The sequence below is a fragment of the Streptomyces sp. NPDC107522 genome, from assembly GCF_055657525.1.
Genome location: NZ_JBVKAU010000012.1, coordinates 16,847 through 34,511 on the forward strand (window position 1 = coordinate 16,847; position 17,665 = coordinate 34,511).

The 17,665-nt window shown below is 67.6% G+C and carries 18 protein-coding genes and 2 pseudogenes; 10 read left to right on the forward strand and 10 right to left on the reverse strand.

Annotated elements, in window-relative coordinates; all coding sequences use genetic code 11:
- Positions 1-28 precede the first annotated feature (28 nt).
- Positions 29-994: a pirin family protein gene (locus ACZ7L6_RS30700; protein ID WP_471929480.1), complete on the forward strand. Its 966-nt coding sequence runs from the start codon at positions 29-31 to the stop codon at positions 992-994.
- A gap of 100 nt (positions 995-1,094) precedes the next feature.
- Here ACZ7L6_RS30700 and ACZ7L6_RS30705 read toward each other — a convergent pair.
- Positions 1,095-1,710 (reverse strand): annotated as a pseudogene (locus tag ACZ7L6_RS30705) (IS701 family transposase); the annotation flags it as partial.
- Between the two features lie 212 nt (positions 1,711-1,922).
- Between ACZ7L6_RS30705 and ACZ7L6_RS30710 the strand changes: the two are divergent.
- Positions 1,923-2,333, forward strand: coding sequence for a type II toxin-antitoxin system PemK/MazF family toxin (locus ACZ7L6_RS30710; RefSeq protein WP_471929482.1), 411 nt, complete (start codon positions 1,923-1,925; stop codon positions 2,331-2,333).
- A 371-nt stretch (positions 2,334-2,704) separates the two neighbouring features.
- On the opposite strand, the gene ACZ7L6_RS30715 is transcribed toward ACZ7L6_RS30710, so the two are convergent.
- The 4 genes from ACZ7L6_RS30715 to ACZ7L6_RS30730 all read right to left on the reverse strand — a co-directional run bounded on the left by ACZ7L6_RS30715 (position 2,705) and on the right by ACZ7L6_RS30730 (position 5,634).
- Positions 2,705-3,016 (reverse strand): hypothetical protein, encoded by a 312-nt coding sequence (locus ACZ7L6_RS30715; RefSeq protein ID WP_471929484.1) that lies wholly within the window; start codon positions 3,014-3,016, stop codon positions 2,705-2,707.
- A gap of 93 nt (positions 3,017-3,109) precedes the next feature.
- Positions 3,110-3,280, reverse strand: coding sequence for a hypothetical protein (locus ACZ7L6_RS30720; protein WP_471929486.1), 171 nt, complete (start codon positions 3,278-3,280; stop codon positions 3,110-3,112).
- Positions 3,281-3,476: 196 nt separating this feature from the next.
- Positions 3,477-4,067 carry a hypothetical protein gene (locus ACZ7L6_RS30725; protein WP_471929488.1) on the reverse strand — a complete coding sequence of 197 codons (591 nt, stop codon included), beginning with the start codon at positions 4,065-4,067 and terminating at the stop codon, positions 3,477-3,479.
- A 79-nt stretch (positions 4,068-4,146) separates the two neighbouring features.
- Positions 4,147-5,634, reverse strand: a complete 1,488-nt coding sequence (locus ACZ7L6_RS30730; RefSeq protein WP_471929490.1) for a NucA/NucB deoxyribonuclease domain-containing protein — start codon at positions 5,632-5,634, stop codon at positions 4,147-4,149.
- 856 nt (positions 5,635-6,490) lie between these two features.
- On the opposite strand from ACZ7L6_RS30730, the pseudogene ACZ7L6_RS30735 reads away from it, so the two are divergent.
- Together ACZ7L6_RS30735 and ACZ7L6_RS30740 are read left to right on the forward strand one after the other, a co-directional pair.
- A pseudogene (locus ACZ7L6_RS30735) lies at positions 6,491-6,655 on the forward strand (pirin family protein); the annotation flags it as partial.
- Between the two features lie 163 nt (positions 6,656-6,818).
- Positions 6,819-7,307, forward strand: coding sequence for a flavin reductase family protein (locus ACZ7L6_RS30740; RefSeq protein WP_471929855.1), 489 nt, complete (start codon positions 6,819-6,821; stop codon positions 7,305-7,307).
- A 113-nt stretch (positions 7,308-7,420) separates the two neighbouring features.
- On the opposite strand, the gene ACZ7L6_RS30745 is transcribed toward ACZ7L6_RS30740, so the two are convergent.
- The 3 genes from ACZ7L6_RS30745 to ACZ7L6_RS30755 all read right to left on the reverse strand — a co-directional run bounded on the left by ACZ7L6_RS30745 (position 7,421) and on the right by ACZ7L6_RS30755 (position 9,676).
- The gene (locus ACZ7L6_RS30745; RefSeq protein WP_471929857.1) at positions 7,421-7,810 is read right to left on the reverse strand and encodes a tautomerase family protein; all 390 of its coding nucleotides are present in this window, start codon (positions 7,808-7,810) and stop codon (positions 7,421-7,423) included.
- Between the two features lie 72 nt (positions 7,811-7,882).
- Complete coding sequence (locus tag ACZ7L6_RS30750; RefSeq protein WP_471929492.1) at positions 7,883-8,686, reverse strand: MBL fold metallo-hydrolase; 804 nt, start codon at positions 8,684-8,686, stop codon at positions 7,883-7,885.
- 138 nt (positions 8,687-8,824) lie between these two features.
- Complete coding sequence (locus ACZ7L6_RS30755; RefSeq protein WP_471929494.1) at positions 8,825-9,676, reverse strand: LysR family transcriptional regulator; 852 nt, start codon at positions 9,674-9,676, stop codon at positions 8,825-8,827.
- Positions 9,677-9,855: 179 nt separating this feature from the next.
- Here ACZ7L6_RS30755 and ACZ7L6_RS30760 point away from each other — a divergent pair, with 179 nt between their 5' ends.
- The 6 genes from ACZ7L6_RS30760 (at position 9,856) to ACZ7L6_RS30785 (ending at position 15,647) form a co-directional block, all read left to right on the forward strand.
- Positions 9,856-10,836 (forward strand): hypothetical protein, encoded by a 981-nt coding sequence (locus ACZ7L6_RS30760; protein ID WP_471929496.1) that lies wholly within the window; start codon positions 9,856-9,858, stop codon positions 10,834-10,836.
- A 129-nt stretch (positions 10,837-10,965) separates the two neighbouring features.
- The gene (locus tag ACZ7L6_RS30765) at positions 10,966-11,127 is read left to right on the forward strand and encodes a hypothetical protein (RefSeq protein ID WP_471929498.1); all 162 of its coding nucleotides are present in this window, start codon (positions 10,966-10,968) and stop codon (positions 11,125-11,127) included.
- Positions 11,124-11,213 (forward strand): K(+)-transporting ATPase subunit F, encoded by a 90-nt coding sequence (kdpF, locus tag ACZ7L6_RS30770; RefSeq protein WP_037770757.1) that lies wholly within the window; start codon positions 11,124-11,126, stop codon positions 11,211-11,213. The genes ACZ7L6_RS30765 and kdpF overlap by 4 nt, the downstream gene beginning before the upstream one ends.
- Before the next feature lie 8 nt (positions 11,214-11,221).
- The gene (gene kdpA / locus ACZ7L6_RS30775) at positions 11,222-12,886 is read left to right on the forward strand and encodes a potassium-transporting ATPase subunit KdpA (protein ID WP_471929500.1); all 1,665 of its coding nucleotides are present in this window, start codon (positions 11,222-11,224) and stop codon (positions 12,884-12,886) included.
- Entirely contained in the window at positions 12,883-15,009 is a 2,127-nt protein-coding gene (gene kdpB / locus ACZ7L6_RS30780) for a potassium-transporting ATPase subunit KdpB (protein WP_471929502.1), read from the forward strand. Before kdpA ends, kdpB begins: the two co-directional genes overlap by 4 nt.
- Positions 15,010-15,014: 5 nt before the next feature.
- Positions 15,015-15,647 (forward strand): potassium-transporting ATPase subunit C, encoded by a 633-nt coding sequence (locus tag ACZ7L6_RS30785; protein ID WP_471929504.1) that lies wholly within the window; start codon positions 15,015-15,017, stop codon positions 15,645-15,647.
- Between the two features lie 110 nt (positions 15,648-15,757).
- Here the strand turns inward: ACZ7L6_RS30785 and ACZ7L6_RS30790 are convergent, their stop codons facing one another.
- A complete protein-coding gene (locus ACZ7L6_RS30790; protein WP_471929506.1) occupies positions 15,758-16,414 on the reverse strand; it encodes a response regulator transcription factor in 657 nt (218 codons plus the stop codon).
- The gene (locus ACZ7L6_RS30795) at positions 16,411-17,664 is read right to left on the reverse strand and encodes a sensor histidine kinase (RefSeq protein ID WP_471929508.1); all 1,254 of its coding nucleotides are present in this window, start codon (positions 17,662-17,664) and stop codon (positions 16,411-16,413) included. The genes ACZ7L6_RS30790 and ACZ7L6_RS30795 overlap by 4 nt, the downstream gene beginning before the upstream one ends.
- Position 17,665 lies beyond the last annotated feature (1 nt).

The window sequence follows — 17,665 nt, forward strand, 5'->3', positions numbered from 1 at the left end:
CGACCCCGGCGGGGCTAGTTTGGGCGCCATGAGCAATCTTGATCGCGAGGCGGTGCCCGCCATCTGCGGCGGCCGGGGTTTCGTCGTGGCGGAGCCCGTCCGCGAACTTCTCAGCCCTCGCCACGTCAAGCTCGGCGAGTCCAGCGAAGTCCGTCGCCTGCTGCCCAACTTGGGCCGGCGCATGGTCGGAGCCTGGTGTTTCGTCGATCACTACGGCCCCGACGACATCGCCGACGAGCCCGGCATGCAGGTGCCGCCGCACCCGCACATGGGTCTGCAGACGGTGAGCTGGCTGCACGAGGGCGAGGTGCTGCACCGTGACTCGACGGGCAGCCTCCAGACGATCCGCCCGCGCGAGTTGGGCCTGATGACCTCCGGGCGAGCCATCAGCCACTCCGAGGAGAGCCCGAAGTCCCACGCCCGCTTCCTGCACGGGGCCCAGCTGTGGGTCGCCCTCCCGGACAGCCACCGCCACACCGACCCGAGGTTCGAGCACCACGCCGAACTGCCGGTCGTCACGGCACCGGGCGTACGGGCCACGCTGATCCTGGGCGACCTCGACGGCGCGACCTCACCTGGGACGGCGTACACGCCGATCGTCGGCGCCGACCTGGCCCTCGCACGCGGAGCCGACGTACGCCTCCCCCTCGAACCCGACTTCGAGTACGCCGTCCTGTCCATGTCCGGCGAGGCCCATGTGGACGGTGTGCCGGTGCTGCCCGGATCGATGCTCTACCTCGGCTGCGGCCGCACCGAACTGCCGTTGCGTGCGGAGTCGGACGCGGGGTTGATGCTCCTCGGGGGTGAGCCGTTCGAGGAGGAGCTGATCATGTTCTGGAACTGGATCGGACGGTCCCAGGAGGAGATCGTCCAGGCCCGTCAGGACTGGATGGAAGGGTCGAGATTCGGGGTGGTGAAGGGGTATGACGGGGATCCGCTACCTGCCCCCGAACTACCGCCGACGCCTTTGAAGCCGCGAGGAAGGGTGCGTTGACCTGCGGGAATGGCGGATTTAGTGGCGATGGGTGGGTGACGTGCCGTGTCGAGGCTCCGCGCCCGCCCATCGATCGCGCGGGGGAGGGTGGCTGGGTCGCCGAGCAAGCAACGGCGAGCACGTAGCCGACCTGGCGCTCTTCCAGCGCGGCCCGCGGCTTGGGGTTGCCGCCGTAGACCTCATCGCCCGCGACCCAGCCCACACGGTGCCCGGCGTCAAGGAACCGGCCGATCATGCGGGCGGCCGGCTCCGGCTTGGTCGCGAAGACGGTGTCCTCGCCCAGTCCCGCCGCCGGCAGCGGTCCGGGTCGCACGTCCACGAGCGCGGGACGTACAGCTCGCGGTCGATCGCCGCGTGTCCGCGGCGGCCTGCATAGACGAGGTAGACAGCGACCTGAGCGTTTTCGATCCTCCCGGCCATGCCGGTGGGCGCTGGACACCCACGGTGTGCGTGCCCTTCTTCACGTCCCCGGTCTCATCGACGACCAGCACCGCATCGTCGTCGTGCAGATGTTCCAGCACGTCATCGCGCACGGTGTCGGCATCCCACTTAGCCCGGCCGAGCAGGTGCTGCTTTCCATGCGGACTGGCCTGCCCGGCCCACTCGGCGATGCTCCAGCGGTTCTTGCGCGGCAGGTCCGACAGCAGCCCCAGCACCAAGTCCCGCACCCGACGCGGGGGTTCAACCCGCGCGAACCGGCCCGCTGTCCGGGACATCAGGACCTCGAACGCCTCCTGCCAGCGGGCAGGGTCTACGCTGTGACTCGCGGCCACCGCATGATCTTCAGTCTTCACACACCGATGATCAACGGTGGCCGCGCCCGTCTTCACCGCCCCTCGGTCACGACGAGCGAAGACGGGGCCGCATCCCTTCCGTGTCCCGCACGGGGCACGCAGCGTTCGCCCGCCGTCTCGTGCCAGGAGGACACATGCAACGCGGTGAAGTCTGGTGGGTCGACTTCGATGAGCGACGCCCGGTCGTGCTGCTCTCGGACGAGGAGTCATCCGGGTTTCAGGCGATGCAGGTCGTTGCGCCAGCGGGCGTCGACATCAGCGGCCTGGGCGTTGAAGTGGCCGTAGGAGCCCCGGAAGGACTGCCCTTCGAAGGCGTGCTGCGGTTCGCGTTCCCCCGTCCAGGCTTTACTCCGTGCACATGGCTGACCACCGTGGCCCGGGACGACCTGATCGAGCGGGCGGGCGTGTTGTCCTCCGTGAAGCTCAGCGAGGTTGGAGAAGCCCTCCGTGCCGCTGGACAGAGGAGGGAGAGGGAGTGGACCCCGATGACGGCTGCCAGGATCAGCGAGATCAAAGATGCCCGCCGTCTCGAAGGACTCGAATAGCGGACGCCTGTGCTGCCCAGCTCGATCTCGTCGACGACTGACCGCTGCCCCCTCTCCACCGAACTCCAGCAACAAGATCACGATCTACGGCTGGAGTGCCAGGGTCCGTCTTCAAAGGGATCTTGCCCAGAGCAGGCATGAGGCGAGGTAGACCGGTGCTTCATAGCTGGTGGCGGTCTTGTCGCACCGGGTAGCGACGCCACGGAAGCAATTGAGCAGGTTGAAGCACCGCTCGACGGTATTGCGGCGCCGGTAGATCTCCTGGCTGAAGCCCGGCGGGCGACCGCCGACGCTGCCACGGCGCCGACGGTCTGGCCACCTGAAGGGTCGAGTCACATGTGATCCGGCCGACCACACCCGGCGATAGATGGTCACATCGCGCACTGCTTCGTGGTGTATGCGCGTACTGATCTCGGCAAGAGGGGGCATCCGACGGCGTCGTAGCGGGCCAGCAGGAGTGTGGCCGGAGAGGCGAGCGTCCCCGTGACCCCGCCGATGAGTGCTTCAGCGGTCGTGCGGGCACGGACCTTGATCCAGGCCCGCTTGCCCGGCAGGTAGGGCTGCTCGCTGCCTTTGATGACGACGCCCTCAATGCTCGCGTTGCCCCAGGCCGGGTCCAGCCAGTCCAGCGCGACCTGCTGATCCGTGGTCGCAGGGCACAGGGTGAAGGGGGCGGCGAGCACGTCGCGGGCGATGGTCCTCCAGGACCGTGCGGCGTTCCCGGTACGGCCGGGGCAGAAGCTCGGTGCCCCCGGTCTCCAGGATGTCGAACAGGATCAGGTAGGCGGGGCGGTCACCGGCAGCTTCGGGGCCGACGGCGCGGGCGGTGCCGGATCGGGCAGCTCCAGCAGCGTCTTGCGGGTGATCCGGATCTCTTCGGCAGCCCGGCCGCGTTCGTCCAGCTGTGCGATCTCCGTTCTCGCCTCCTCGACCTGCGTGGTGATCAACTGCTCTCGCTCCTCCAGGCGCGTCACTACCGCCCCCGAGGCTCAGCTCCCCGGCGGTCCTGAGGGTCGAGTAGGAACTGCGCAGAGAGTGCAGTTGGTGTCACATGATTTGACACCCGGATCCAGTCCAGCGCTGCCCGTAGGGCCTCTGCTCTTGGGTCTGCGTCGCCCTCACCGAACCACCAGAAGCGGACGCTCAATGGTCCCCACGGCTGATACCCGACAGCCAGACTCCTCCCAGATCGAGATCAGGAAGCGCAATGCCTGTCGCCGCGTAGATGGCGCGGGGGGCGAGCTCGGAGTTCGGGAACGGCTTGTGGGTGATGTCCTCGAACGGGCCGTCCGCGGGGAAACCCGATGCGTTGAGAGCTTCTGCGAGCTGCTCGCCCATGGTGCCCCATCTTTCTCCGGTGAGCATATCCAGGCCGCACCACTCCCAGTTGTCATCGAAGCACAGCATCTTCAGGACGCCTGCGGTTTCCATGAAGGTCACCGCACGCCGGCCGGGAAGGTGGAGCTCTTCGAGGATGCGTCGTTCTGCGCAGATGAACCCGGTAAGGCCGAATGTCTCGACTACTAGTGTCCATGCTGGAGTGATGCGGCTGGCAAGAAGAAGGATGCCGTCGTTTTCGACGCCTTCGTCATCCGCTTTGCGGAGAGCGGCGAGAGGGTCAGCGGCCTGCTGCACACTGCTGGCGCCGATGACCCGGAGAGCGTCGTGGGGATCGAGCGGCGTGAAGGTGTAGGACCAGCCTCCGAAGTATGCGGTAAGCGTCTGTGTGTCCATGGTGAATGCTCCATTGACGGCAACAGCGCCACCCCGCTGATCGAGGTGGCGCCGTGATTCTCGCAGCTGGGACCGACGATCAGAAGTCGACGATCTGTACGTAGTACCGGTCGTTGTAGTCGGCAGGGAGAAGGTCATCCCACGCGAGGATGCGGTGGTTGCGCATGTAGATCATGAGCATTTGCCCGGCGGACCCGTTCTGCGTGCCGTTGACCGCCTGGACGGAGAAGTCCCAGTCCGGGCTTGCAGCGCCTTCGAGACTTACACGGAACGGGTACTCGTCACATTCTTCTCCATTGGCTGTGTCCGGGCGAAGGGAGAGCGGAAGACCGGTGAGAGAGTATTCGCCGGTCGAGGTGCAAGCGGCATCCTTGTGCGCCGTGTTCGCATCCATCTTCTCCTGGTGGAAGTTCGCGTGCAGACGGTGCAGCCCGGGCGCGAGGTAGCTTCCCTGGATGTACTTGCCGGGAATCCTCTTCGCTGTCGAACTCGTCGGATAGGTGCTGTCCGGGGTGTTCTGAGCCTTGTAGATGTGATCGGCGACTTCCTTCTGAGGGGAGTCCGCCGCACGCGAGTACATCAAGCGGGGAATTGTTTCGAGGAAGACGCAGCCCTTCGGCCAGTCCGGGTAGATGTAGGTCGCCGAGTCACAGCGGATGAGGCGTTCGACGAACGAACCCCGGTTGACCGTCTGGTAGTCGCCGGTGTCGGTGTAGATCTCGACGTGCGAGCGGTGGGGGGACTGCTTGTCCCGTCCGATGCCCCTGGTCTCGTCGCTGTTGATGTTCCAGTAGTACCAAGCGTTGCTGCTGTTCCAGTTCTCCCAACTCATGGTGACGGGAGAGCCGGTTGCCGAGCAACCGCTCGTAGTGTCGATGCAGTTCCCGACGATGGTCAGGTCGATACCGGGGGCAGTCCAGATGTTGTCCCACCATCCCCAGTCATAGACAACCGAGTCCTTCTGCACCATTCCGAAGATGCGCATGGAACGGGCAGTGTTGTACTGCTGCTGGAAGAACTGAACCTTTGCCTTGGTGGTGCCCAGGTGCTCGGGCGGCTCGTTGGAGCTGATCTTGTAGTAATCGACGATGAGATGCACGCGGGAGCAGGAAGAGAACCTGTCGATCACCACATCGAAGACGTCGATCCCGCTGAAGCACTTGACGTCCAGGTCAGCCGGAGGGACGGTCCCGACCGGATACCCAACGGTGCTCTCGTTGAGGTCGTAGGAAGCGACCGGGCTCATGGTGATCTCGTCGCCGCTGCCGCTGGTCGCCTTGCCGGCGTCGCGCCCGAAGTCCTTGTACGGATGCTTCTGGGCTTCCTTGTTGCGCTGATCTGCCAGCTTGTACGCCTCGCCAAGCGTCAGAGCATCCGCGTACTTGTGGACGAGCTCCTTCGGGCGTTCGCTGGTCTGCTTCGGAGCCGTGGGATCGCTACCGGCTTTGACACGCTCACGTGCCTTGTCGATCTGTTCCTGGGTGACGTTGGCTTTCAGCCTGATGGTGGTGTCCGCGGTGGTCGCGTACTGCGGCTGGACATCCCGCGTCTGCGCGACCTCCGTCACGGTGTCCTGTCGACTCGCCGAGCCGTGCTGGGGGAAGGGCCCGGCAAAGACTGCGGTGGCCGCAACGGCCGCGCATATAAGGGTAGTTCGCTTCTTCACAACCATCCTAGTAAATAGAACACATGTTCGCCTTGAAGGTGAGGATGCAGACCCTACCTATCGACCGCAAAAGTGATCAACAGCGAAGGAAAGCCCCGCCCAACGCCTCCATGCAGAGAAAGGGCAGCACGCAACCCCGTAGCGGAGTGAGCCATTTCGCCTTGAAGGCGCCAGTGACTCGTCTACGCACGGTGCGGAGTTGATGCCCCGTCTAGGTCACTACCTCCAGCGTCCTGAAGATCTTGAACGTCACGGGTGATCGAAGAAGATTACAAGGTCAACACCCTTGTGGAGTCTGGCGCTTATTGCCTTCGCTGATGGGCCACAAAGCATGCACGGGCTGCACACCATGTACCTGCGACGGTAACCGTGTGACGCGCCACCTCCCGCGACGCGGGCACAGTCTCCGAAGCCCACGCCGACATGGCCGCATGGATTCGGTCTCTTTGGTGACGCCACGACAGCACTCAAAGGGTGGTTGAGGGTTGATGCTTGATTTGTCGCTTCGTGGAGGGTGAGCGGGCAAGCGTCGCAGGGTGGCTTTACGGCGGCGACTGGGCGAGCAATCCCTGCTTGGTCTCGGCCAGGATGCCGCGTTCGACGAGCCGCTTGAGCTCTCCTTGAAAGACGACCCCATCCCACGAACCAGGCAGTGGAACTCACGGTTGCTGACTCCTCCGAGACCGATGCTGACAGTTTGCTAACCGTCGGCGGTCCGGAACGCCGTTGACCTGCACTGATGCGCGCAGGGTCCGCTATGTTCTGGAACTGGATCGGAGGGCCCCAGGAGGAGATCGTCCAGGCCCGTCAGGACTGGACGGAAGGGACGAGGTTCGGGGAGGTGAAGGGGTAAGACGGGGCTCCGCCGGCAGCTCCCGAGCTGCCGGTGACCCCTCTGAAGCCGCGAGGAAGAGTTCGCTGACCTGCGGAAATGATTGGTCGGTCGCGGGTGGGCGAGTTGGCCCTCTGTGTTGGCTCTACTGACATGCCGGGACGGCGGCTGAGCCGCCGGCTGGCATGGGTCGGCGCCGCGTGGTGAGGTGATGCCGAGAGGCGGAGTCACGGGCGACGAGAGCGGCTTGGGCATGGCGGACATGGACGAGTTCATCGGACGGCTGAACCCCGACATGTGTGTGGTCACGGCCGCTGCGGGCGGCGAACGGGCCGGCTGCCTGGTCGGGTTCGCCTCGCAGTGCTCCATCCGGCCGGTGCGGTTCGTGGTGTGGCTCTCGGAGGCCAACCACACCTTCCGGGTGGCACGGTCCGCGCACGTCCTGGCCGTGCACCTGCTGACCCGCGAACAGCGTGCCCTGGCCGAGTTGTTCGGCGGGCGCACCGGCGACCGGGAGGACAAGTTCCGGCACGTTCGCTGGCGGGAGGGGCACGGCGGGGCCATCGTCCTTGAGGACGCGCCGGCCTGGTTCGTCGGCCGGATCGTCACGCGCGTCGGCGGTGGCGACCACATCGGCTTCGTCCTCGACCCGGCCGAATGGGGCGAGCGCGCGGCGTACGACGGGCCACTGCTGCGCCTTGACGACGCCCGTACCATTTCGCCCGGTCACCCGGTGGACTGACCGAGCACCGGTCATCCCGAAGACTCAGGACAAGCCGCGGAGGTCCTCTTCCTCAACCTCCTCCTGCGCCCGAAGCCGGTTCAGCCGCCCGATCACGCGCGGGCCCGTCCTCGTCAGCGGCCGGGGACGGCCAGGTCGCCCACGACGTACTGGGCGCGGCCGAAGCCGAAGGACCAGTCTTGGGGACCGTTCTCGACGATGCCGACGAAGATGTCCTCGCCGCTGATGCCGAGCGGCTCCAACTGCTTGGCGATGGTCCGGAAGACCTGTTGCTTGACCTCGGTGCTGCGCCCCGCCTGGGTGAAGATCTGGATCATCACGAGTCGGTCGGTGCGCTCGAAGCCCAGGCCGGCGTCGAGGGCGATGACGTGGTCCGCGTCGTGCTCGGTGATGACCTGGAACCTGTCACGCTCGGGGATGTCGAGCACGTCGACGAGCGCCCGGTGGGTCGCGTCGGCGATCGCCTTGATGTCGTCGGGGCGGCGTCCGCGGATGAGGTCGATCCGTACGAAGGCATGTGCCTCTTCTTTCTTCTTTCTTCGTCTGTTGCTGACTTGCCGGTTGACGCAGGTGGCTCAGCGGGGGAGAGGAACCCACGTGCCACGGGGTGCGACCCGCAGCAGGGAGGAGAGGCCGGCCTCGTGGAAGGCCGATCGGATCTCCGGCAGTCCTTCGGAGAAGTGGGCCCAGCCGTCGTAGTGGGCCGGAACCACGGTGCCCACGCCCAGGACGGCTGCTGCCGCGGCGGCGCGGGAGCTGTCCAGGGACAGGGGTCGACCGTCGAACTTCGCCGGTACGCGTGCCGCTCCCGCGTGCAGAACGGCCACGTCGATGTCCGGCACCCGGCGGGAGATCTCCGCGACCGTAGGGATCGAGGCGTTGTCGCCGCTGACGTACACGGTGGGGAGTCCCTGCCATGACAGCACGAACCCGGTGACCTTGCAGTTGACGTTGCCGTCGGTGTCGCGCTCGCCGTCCTCGGGGCCGTGGACGGCGGGGACGGTGAGCACGGTCAGCTCGCCGGTGCCGTCCGGGCGGGGCAGGGAGTGGCTGCTCCAGGGGGCGAGGCCGACGGCCCGTGAGCCCAGCCGCTGGGCGGCCAGGGGCCCGGTGAGGACCAGCGGTGCGGTCTTCGCGAAGGCACGGCCTCGCTCGTCGAGGTTGTCCGGGTGGGCTTCGTGGCTGACCAGGACAAGGTCGACCGGTCCCAGCGCGTCCTCTTCGGCGGCAGGTCCGGCGGTCTTGGTGAGGTACCCGTGGCGGCCTGCCTCGTCGAAGGTCGGATCGCTGACGATGCGCAGACCGCCGATGTCGATGACGGCCGTCGGCCTGCCCAGGACGGTGACGGCGCACTCCTGCCGGGTCAGCCCTGCGCTCATCGCGCCCCTCGCCGAATGGTGCTGATCGTTTCGCTCACACCATCGACGCTAGGGACGACCTGGCGGCGCGTGAAATGCCTGTGGTGACGCATGCATGCGTGGCAGGCATCGATGCTGCTCACCGGCTCGAGGCGGGCGTCATTCCGCCGCAGTCCGTACGGCGGCTTCCAGGAACCGGCGGATCAGTCTCCGCCGGGCGTCGGACATGTGGACGAGGCTGACCGGGCTCGGGGGTGCGTTGGTGAGGGGGACGAAGACGACTGCGGGGTGCTGGGTACGGCGCTGTGCGACCTCCGGGACGATGCCGATACCTCGGTTGGCGGCCACCGACTCCAGCCATTCGTCGTAGTTCGACGTTTCGATGATCCGGTCCGGACGCTGGTCCGCGGGCCACGACCAGGGCCCGGTCGTACCACTGACCATGTTGACGACCAGGGGCCAGTGCTGGACGTCCGTCCAGTCCAGACGGCCGAGGCGGGTCAGATCGCAGCGCTCGGAACATACGGCGATGCGCGGCTCGTCGAACAGATGCACCGTCCGCGCCCCCGTCGGCGCGTCGACGTTGCCCCGGACCACCGCGATGTCGCCGGTGCGCCGGCGCAGCGCCTGAAGTGGATCGTCGGTTCGGGTCAGGGCGACCGTCGCTCCCGTGCTCTCCTCGAAGCGGCTGACCGTCCGCTGCGCCCAGGGATCGGGCAGCAGCCAGCTGAAGCCGAGCCGGAGGGTGACGCGGTGAGTGACGACCGCGAGGGCCTCGTCCAGGGTGGCGAGGACGCGCTCGGCATGGACGAGGAACTCCGCGCCGGTGTCGGTCAGTTCGACGTGCCGTGAGGAGCGGCCGAACAGCCGGACGCTCAGGTTGCCTTCCAACTGCGCGATCGTACGGCTCAGCGCCGGCTGCGTGATCAGCAGTTCCTCGGCGGCCCGGGACAACGAGCGATGACGGGCCACCGAGGTGAAGGCCCGCAGGTGCCGGAGTTCGATGTCCATGCTCCTCCAGCCCTTCACCGGCGTCCATGCCTGCCACGCATAGCCGCAGCGTAACGGGCATTTCACCGCCGTACACCGGCGTCCTGGCGTGAGGGACGGCCACGGGTGATCGAGTCAGCCTGTGAGGTACCGCTGCCCCGGTCGGGCCGGTCCGAAAGACACGCCTTTAAGGTCACCTGGTGATCACCGACTACATGCCGCTCGACGAACTTGCCCGCTCCTGGGAGGAGATCCGCGAGGAGTACGACGACGCACACAACGACGCGTACGACCGGACGGTCCTGGACTGCGCCGCGCGCCTCGCCGCCGACCCGGGCGGGGTGTCGGCCTATGTGTGGACGATCGGTTTGCTGATGATGGCGCCCTATCTCGCCTGGGCGCCGGGCGACGGCGTCGTGCCGGAGGCCAGAGCTGCCCTGGAGGCGGCCGACGGCGCCCTGCGCGACCGGCCCTGCGAGCACGAGACCCACCCCTACCGGGAGCATGAAGCCGAGTTCGACGAAGACCTCGCCGGGCAGGTGTGCAACCTCTCCGACCCGAACGGCGCATGGGAGGAAAACCACCCCCGTGAGCAGTGGCTCTGCCCACGCAATGTCGCCGGACTCGCGCGGATCGCCCTGGACATCATCGAGCCCGGCTCGGCCGCGGATGTCCCGCCCCGCCTCCCGGTGGGGGTACAGGACACCATCGACACGCTGTCCGCCATGTTGCACGGCTACCCGGACCCGGGGACCGACATCGACGAGGAGATCTTCATTCAGGCGGGGGAGCTGCGGTCGGCCAGCCCGGCGGATCGTCCCGGCCGCCTGCTGGTCGCCATAGCGGTCGCTTGGTACGCCGCCTCCGACTTCGTACGGAACGTCTCCGTACTCGATGAACTGATCGCGGCGCTGGAGATGACGCTGCCGCACTATGCAGGCGCGACGTGCGCGCACGACCGGCACCCGGCACTGCCCAGCAGCCCGGACGCCGCCGCACTCGGCCTCAAGCTGAGCAGCTCCGGAGGACGTGCCCTCTACGAACGGAACCGCGCGCACAAGGCGCCGTTGGACCACCTGCTGTGCCCGGCCGCCCTGGCGGACCTCGCCAAGGACTCGCTGAGCGCTCTGGGCATCCGACGCGACAGGCTCCTGGACCGTGCCGAGGACAAGACGAATTGAGCTCAGTGCGAAGCCCCTGGCAGCGCCACTGGGCCCGGCGCCGACCGGCACGGCGGTCTCCTCGCCGGTCCTGGTCAGGGGCGTAAGAGTCTCGTCAAAGCCGTACGTGCGGCCGTAAGAGAGCCGTCAATGGGTGACGTGATCCGGCCAAGGAGGCGTTTTCCTCTAAGCGTCCGATTTCGCCGAACCTCACTCCAGGAGTACGCGATGGCCGATCTGGCCTTCGTCCTCACCACCATTGCGGGTTTCGCGGTGGTGGCTCTCGTCGCCAAGGGGGTGACGAAGCTGTGACCGTCGAGAACGTCGTCGGCCTGGTCGTGGCCGTCGCCCTGCTGGGTTATCTCGTCCTCGCCCTGATCTTCCCGGAGAGGTTCTGAGAGCAGACATGGGTCCCGTACTGGCCGGCGTGCTCCAACTGCTGGCCCTCATAGGCGCTCTGGCGCTCGTTTACCTTCCCCTCGGTAATTTCATGGCCAAGGTCTACTCCTCGACGAAGCACCTGCGCGTCGAGAGATGGATCTACCAGGGCATCGGTGCCAACCCCGACATCGAGATGACCTGGCCCGCGTACCTGCGTGGCGTCCTCGCCTTCTCGGCCGTCGGTGTCCTCTTCCTCTACTTGCTGCAGCGGCTCCAGGGTGTCCTGCCCGGCTCGCTCGGCTTCGCGTCGGTCGATCCGGACCAGGCGTTCAACACCGCCGTGTCCTTCGTGACCAACACCAACTGGCAGTCGTACTACGGCGAGCAGACCATGGGCCACGTCGTGCAGACCGCCGGGCTGGCCGTGCAGAACTTCGTCTCCGCGGCGGTCGGCATGGCCGTCGCGGTGGCGTTGGTGCGCGGGTTCGCGCGCTCGCGCAGTGGTGAGCTGGGCAACTTCTGGTCGGACCTGGTGCGGGGTGTCGTCCGCATTCTCGTGCCGCTGGCGGCCGTCGCCGCGGTCGTGCTGGTGGCCTGCGGCGTGATCCAGAACTTCTCCGGCATCCACGAGGTCGGCCAGTTCATGGGCGGGCAGCAGCAGTGGAACGGCGGTGCGGTCGCTTCGCAGGAGGCCATCAAGGAGATCGGCACCAACGGTGGCGGCTATTTCAACGCCAACTCCGCGCATCCGTTCGAGAACCCGACCCCGTTCTCGAACCTCTTCGAGATCTTCCTGATCCTGGTCGTCCCGTTCGCGCTGACCCGCACCTTCGGTCTGATGGTCGGCAGCGTGAAGCAGGGCTACGCGATCCTCGCGACGATGGGCACCATCTGGCTGGGCTTCGTCGCCCTGATGATGTGGACCGAGTTCGCCCACCACGGCCCGGCGTTCGAGATCGCGGGCGGGGCGTACGAGGGCAAGGAGGTACGCTTCGGCGTCGGCGCCTCGTCCATCTTCGCGACGTCGACCACGCTCACCTCCACCGGTGCGGTGGACTCCTTCCACTCCTCCTTCACCGGCCTCGGCGGCGGCATCACCATGCTCGGCATGATGCTGGGCGAGATCGCGCCCGGCGGTGTGGGCTCCGGCCTCTACGGCATGCTGATCATGGCGGTCATCGCGGTGTTCATCGCCGGGTTGATGGTCGGCCGTACGCCCGAATACCTGGGCAGGAAGATCGGCACCCGCGAGATCAAGCTGGCGGCCTGCTACATCCTCGTCACCCCGGCGCTCGTCCTCGTGTTCACGGCCGCGGCGATGGCGCTGCCGACCCCGGCGCACTCCATGACCAACTCCGGCGCGCACGGATTCTCCGAGATCCTCTACGCCTACACGTCCGCCTCCAACAACAACGGCTCGGCCTTCGCCGGTCTGAACGCGGACACCCAGTGGTTCAACACCACGCTGGGCCTGTGCATGCTGCTCGGCCGCTTCGTGCCGATGGTGTTCGTGCTGGCGCTGGCCGGTTCGCTCGCCGAGCAGACGCCGGTGCCGGCCACCGCGGGCACCCTGCGCACGGAAAGGCCGCTGTTCACCGGGTTGTTGGTGGGCGCGATTCTCATCATCACCGGTCTGACCTATTTCCCGGCACTGGCGCTGGGTCCGCTGGCCGAGGGGCTGGCCTCATGACCACCGACGTGAAGAAGCAGGACTCGATGGCCACTCCCACCCTTGCGCCTCACCAGGACGCACCCACGGGGCACAAGGCCCCCGAGGGCCGTGTCGGTGCGGGTCTCTTCGATCCGAAGCAGCTGGTCAAGTCGCTGCCGGACGCCTTCCGCAAGCTCGATCCCCGGGTGATGGTGAAGTCGCCCGTGATGTTCGTGGTGTGGATCGGGTCGGTGCTGACCACGGTCTTCTCGTTCAAGGACCCGGGTGACTGGTTCGGCTGGGTTATCAGCGCGTGGCTGTGGCTGACGGTGGTCTTCGCCAATCTGGCGGAGGCGGTCGCCGAGGGGCGCGGCAAGGCGCAGGCCGACACGCTGCGTAAAGCCAAGACGGACACGGTGGCCCGCCGACTGCTCATCGACGGGTCGGAAGAGCGGGTATCCGGAACCGAGTTGAGGATCGGCGACCTCGTCGTCTGCGAGGCCGGTGACGTCATCCCCGGTGACGGTGACGTCGTCGAGGGCGTGGCAAGCGTCGACGAGTCGGCGATCACCGGGGAGTCGGCCCCGGTCATCCGTGAGTCCGGCGGCGACCGGAGCGCCGTGACCGGCGGTACGAAGGTCCTCTCGGACCGCATCGTCATCAAGATCACGACGAGGCCGGGCGAGACCTTCATCGACCGGATGATCAATCTGGTCGAAGGCGCGGCGCGGCAGAAGACGCCGAACGAGATCGCGTTGAACATCCTGCTCGCCTCGCTGACGATCGTGTTCCTGCTGGCGGTGGCGACCCTGCCGCCGTTCGCGGACTACGCCGGTACGCATCTGACGATGGTCGTGCTGGTCGCGCTCCTCGTCTGCCTCATCCCCACGACGATCGGCGCCCTGCTCTCCGCGATCGGCATCGCGGGCATGGACCGCCTGGTCCAGCGCAACGTACTCGCCATGTCGGGCAGGGCAGTCGAGGCCGCCGGCGACGTCTCCACGCTGCTGCTCGACAAGACCGGCACCATCACCCTCGGCAACCGACAGGCCGCCGAGTTCCTGCCGGTGAGCGGTACGACGGAGGCCGAGGTCGCCGACGCCGCCCAGTTGTCCTCGCTGGCCGACGAGACGCCCGAGGGCCGCTCCGTAGTCGTACTGGCGAAGGAGAAGTACGGGCTGCGGGAGCGGCACCAGGGCGAGTTGGCCCACGCCGAATGGATCACCTTCACCGCCCAGACCCGCATGTCGGGCGTGGACGGGGACGGTCGCAGGGTCCGCAAGGGTGCGGCCGCTTCGGTCATCGCCTGGGTGCGGGAGCAGGGCGGCACGGTCGCCGACGACGCGGACCGGATCGCCAACCGCATCTCCGAGGCCGGCGGCACGCCGCTGCTGGTCGCGGTGGACGACGCGCGGGGCGCCCGGATCCTCGGCGTGATTCACCTCAAGGACGTCGTCAAGGGCGGCATGCGGGAGCGGTTCGAGGAACTGCGCCGCATGGGCATCAAGACCGTCATGATCACGGGTGACAACTCGCTGACGGCCAAGGCGATCGCGGAGGAGGCCGGCGTCGACGACTTCCTCGCGGAGGCCACTCCCGAGGACAAGATGGCGCTGATCAAGCGGGAGCAGGCCGGCGGCAAGCTGGTCGCGATGACCGGCGACGGTACGAACGACGCGCCCGCGCTGGCGCAGGCGGACGTCGGCGTGGCGATGAACACCGGCACGTCGGCCGCCAAGGAGGCCGGCAACATGGTCGACCTCGACTCCAACCCGACCAAGCTCATCGAGATCGTCGAGATCGGCAAGCAACTCCTCATCACCCGGGGTGCGTTGACGACGTTCTCCATCGCCAACGACGTCGCCAAGTACTTCGCGATCATCCCGGCGCTGTTCGCGGCCGTCTACCCGGGCCTGGACAAGCTCAACATCATGGACCTGTCCTCGCCCGACTCCGCGATCCTGTCCGCGGTCGTCTTCAACGCGCTGATCATCATCGCGCTGGTGCCGCTGTCGCTGAAGGGCGTGCGGTACCGGCCGGTCAGCGCCGACAGGATGCTGCGCCGGAACCTGACGATCTACGGCCTCGGAGGCCTGGTCGCTCCGTTCATCGGCATCAAGCTCATCGACCTGCTCATCTCCCTCATCCCCGGAATCGGCTGATCGCCATGAACAACTCCGTCATGAACACCGCCCGGCTGCTCGGGGCGGGCCTGCGTGCCCTCCTCGTGCTGACGCTGGTGACCGGCGTCATCTACCCACTGATCGTCATCGGCATCGCACAGGGCCTGTTCCACAACAAGGCGAACGGCTCCGAGATCAAGGCGGACGGCAAGGTCGTCGGCTCCTCGCTCATCGGCCAACAGGGATACAGCCTGGACTACTTCCAGCCGCGCCCCGCCAACGGGCTCGGTGAGAACTCGGTCAACACCCAGTACAAGCTGATCCTTTCCGGCGCCACGAACCGCTCCGCCGACAACCCCGAACTCATCAAGTGGGTGAAGGAGGCGAAGGCGAAAGTCATCAGGGACAACTCCGTGCCCGGCTACACGGTGAAGCCCTCCAAAATCCCCGCCGACGCGGTCACCTCGTCCGGCTCCGGTCTGGACCCGGACATCTCCCCGCAGTACGCCGGCCTTCAGGTGCACCGGGTCGCCTACCGGAACCACCTGCCCGTCGCCGAGGTACGACAGCTCGTCGACACGCATACCGAGGGCCGCACCCTCGGCTTCATCGGCGAGCCCCGGGTGAACGTCCTGGAACTCAACATCGCGCTCAAGGACCTCATGGCGAAGAAGTGACGGCCCTTGCCCGCCCTCACGGGAGTCGGCGGCCCGGAAACCACCGGAGCCGCCGACTCGGGGAGGACCCGGCTGACTTCAATCCAGGCAGTCGCTTCTGCTCGTCACTGCTACGTGAGTTCCAGCAGACCGCGCCGGACCGCTTCGGAGACCGCCGCTGCCCTGTTGTCGACGCCGAGTTTCCGGTAGATGCGCACCAGGTGGGTCTTGACGGTCGCCTCGGTGAGGAACAGCGACTCGGCGATGGAACGGTTGCTGTGCCCGTCGGCCATCAGCCGGACGACCTGCCGCTCGCGCACGGTCAGGTCCGGTGCCGGGCTCACCACTTGACCGACGAGGTCGCCCACGATCGCCGGTGCGAGCCCCATACCGCCCGCCGCTGCGCCGCGTACGGCCCGGAAGAGGTCGTCGGGCGGCCCCGCCTTGAGCGCATAGCCGCGCGCGCCGGCCTCCAGCGCGCGTACGACGTCGGCGACTCCGGCGTAGCTGGTCAGCATCACCACCGGTGTCCCCGGAGCTTCGGCGGCGAGCCGGCGTACCGCTTCGACGCCGTCGATGCCGTGGTCGCCGCTTGCGAACCGGAGGTCCATCAGCACGACGTCGGGCGCCAGGTCGAGAGCGAGGCGTACGGCCTCCTCACCGCTGCCCGCCTCGGCGATCACCTCCAGATCCGCCTCACCGTCGAGTACGGCCCGCAACCCGGCCCGTACGACGATGTGGTCGTCGGCGATCAGCAGCCGCAGCCGGCGCAGCTCCGAGGTCGTCATCGGACCGCCTCGGCCAGGGGCGCGACCGAGCCGGTCCGTGGCCGCGTGGGGACGGTGGCCCGGATCCGGGTGCCCCGGCCGGGAGCGCTGTCGACATCGAGGTCACCGCCGTATTCGCGAAGTCGCGCCCGCGCCGTCGGGAGGCCGTAGCCCCGACCGGAGAGGCGCGTGCCGTCGGTGGGATCGGGTCGGAAGCCGACACCGTTGTCGCACACGTCGAGTTCGACGCGGTCCGGGTGCCGGCGCAGGGTCACCAGCAGATGGGTGGCCCGTGCGTGTTCGCGGACGTTGGCCAGCATGCTCTGCGCCAGGCGGAACAGAGCGGCGGCGGCCTGCTCGTCCAGGTCGGTGCGCCGGGTTCCGACCGAGCGGAACTGCACACGCTGTGCCGTTCCGTCCTCCTGCGCGCGGGCGCACAGCAGGCGCAGGGAGCCCTCCAGTCCGGCCTCGGCGACCGTGGACGGGGTGAGGTCCCGGATGATCCGACGGGTCTCGGCGAGACCGGCGTCCAGGCCGTCGGTCACCGCGCGCACCCGCGTACGCGCCATGTCCGGGCGCTCCTCCCAGTCCCGCTGGGCGGCCTGCAGCAGCATCACGCTGGCGGACAGGTCCTGGGCGAGCGTGTCGTGCAGATCCCGGGCGATGCGCTCGCGTTCCGCCAGTACGCCGGCCCGGCGCTGTTCCCGGGCCAGCACGTCACGCGTGCCGCGCAACTCCTCGACCAGGCGCTGACGTTCCGCGGCCTCACGCTGCTGCCCCCGGTACAGGGCCACGGTGCCCCAGACGGCCGCCACCGGGATCAGCACCAGCTCCGGGTCGAACCCGCCGACGGTGCGGGTGAGTTGACCCACCAGCACAAGCGTGATGGCGGCCACCGCGACCCCGGCCGTCCGCCGGCCGAGTGCACGCAGGGCCGCACACGCCAGCGGTACGGCACACCAGACGTAGGCGTTGGTCAGGAACGGCGGAGTGCGGAACACGAGCACCGCCCACAGCACCAGCAGGGCCGCGACCCAGATGTGCCGGGCCGGCGGACCCAGTCTCCGCCACAGCACCAGCCCTGCCGCGTACGTCGTGGCGAGCAGCCCGCTGACGGCCACGATCTCCCAGCACAGCGCGATGTTCAGCGAGGCGAGCCGGACCAACGCAGCGCCGACGACGACGAAGAACACCAGATGCGGGACGTGCCGCAGGGCGAATGACTCGCCCCTGGCCGGTGCGGGAGTGCGGGCGGGGCGGTGGTCGGACACG

Excerpts from the sequence above, each read along its gene's own strand:
- ACZ7L6_RS30700 (WP_471929480.1), top strand. The coding sequence starts at position 29 with ATGAGCAATCTTGATCGCGAGGCGGTGCCCGCCATCTGCGGCGGCCGG.
- ACZ7L6_RS30710 (WP_471929482.1), top strand. The coding sequence starts at position 1,923 with ATGCAACGCGGTGAAGTCTGGTGGGTCGACTTCGATGAGCGACGCCCG.
- ACZ7L6_RS30725 (WP_471929488.1), bottom strand. The coding sequence starts at position 4,067 with ATGGACACACAGACGCTTACCGCATACTTCGGAGGCTGGTCCTACACC.
- ACZ7L6_RS30740 (WP_471929855.1), top strand. The coding sequence starts at position 6,819 with ATGGCGGACATGGACGAGTTCATCGGACGGCTGAACCCCGACATGTGT.
- ACZ7L6_RS30750 (WP_471929492.1), bottom strand. The coding sequence starts at position 8,686 with ATGAGCGCAGGGCTGACCCGGCAGGAGTGCGCCGTCACCGTCCTGGGC.
- ACZ7L6_RS30755 (WP_471929494.1), bottom strand. The coding sequence starts at position 9,676 with ATGGACATCGAACTCCGGCACCTGCGGGCCTTCACCTCGGTGGCCCGT.
- ACZ7L6_RS30765 (WP_471929498.1), top strand. The coding sequence starts at position 10,966 with ATGGGTGACGTGATCCGGCCAAGGAGGCGTTTTCCTCTAAGCGTCCGA.
- kdpA (WP_471929500.1), top strand. The coding sequence starts at position 11,222 with ATGGGTCCCGTACTGGCCGGCGTGCTCCAACTGCTGGCCCTCATAGGC.
- kdpB (WP_471929502.1), top strand. The coding sequence starts at position 12,883 with ATGACCACCGACGTGAAGAAGCAGGACTCGATGGCCACTCCCACCCTT.
- ACZ7L6_RS30785 (WP_471929504.1), top strand. The coding sequence starts at position 15,015 with ATGAACAACTCCGTCATGAACACCGCCCGGCTGCTCGGGGCGGGCCTG.
- ACZ7L6_RS30790 (WP_471929506.1), bottom strand. The coding sequence starts at position 16,414 with ATGACGACCTCGGAGCTGCGCCGGCTGCGGCTGCTGATCGCCGACGAC.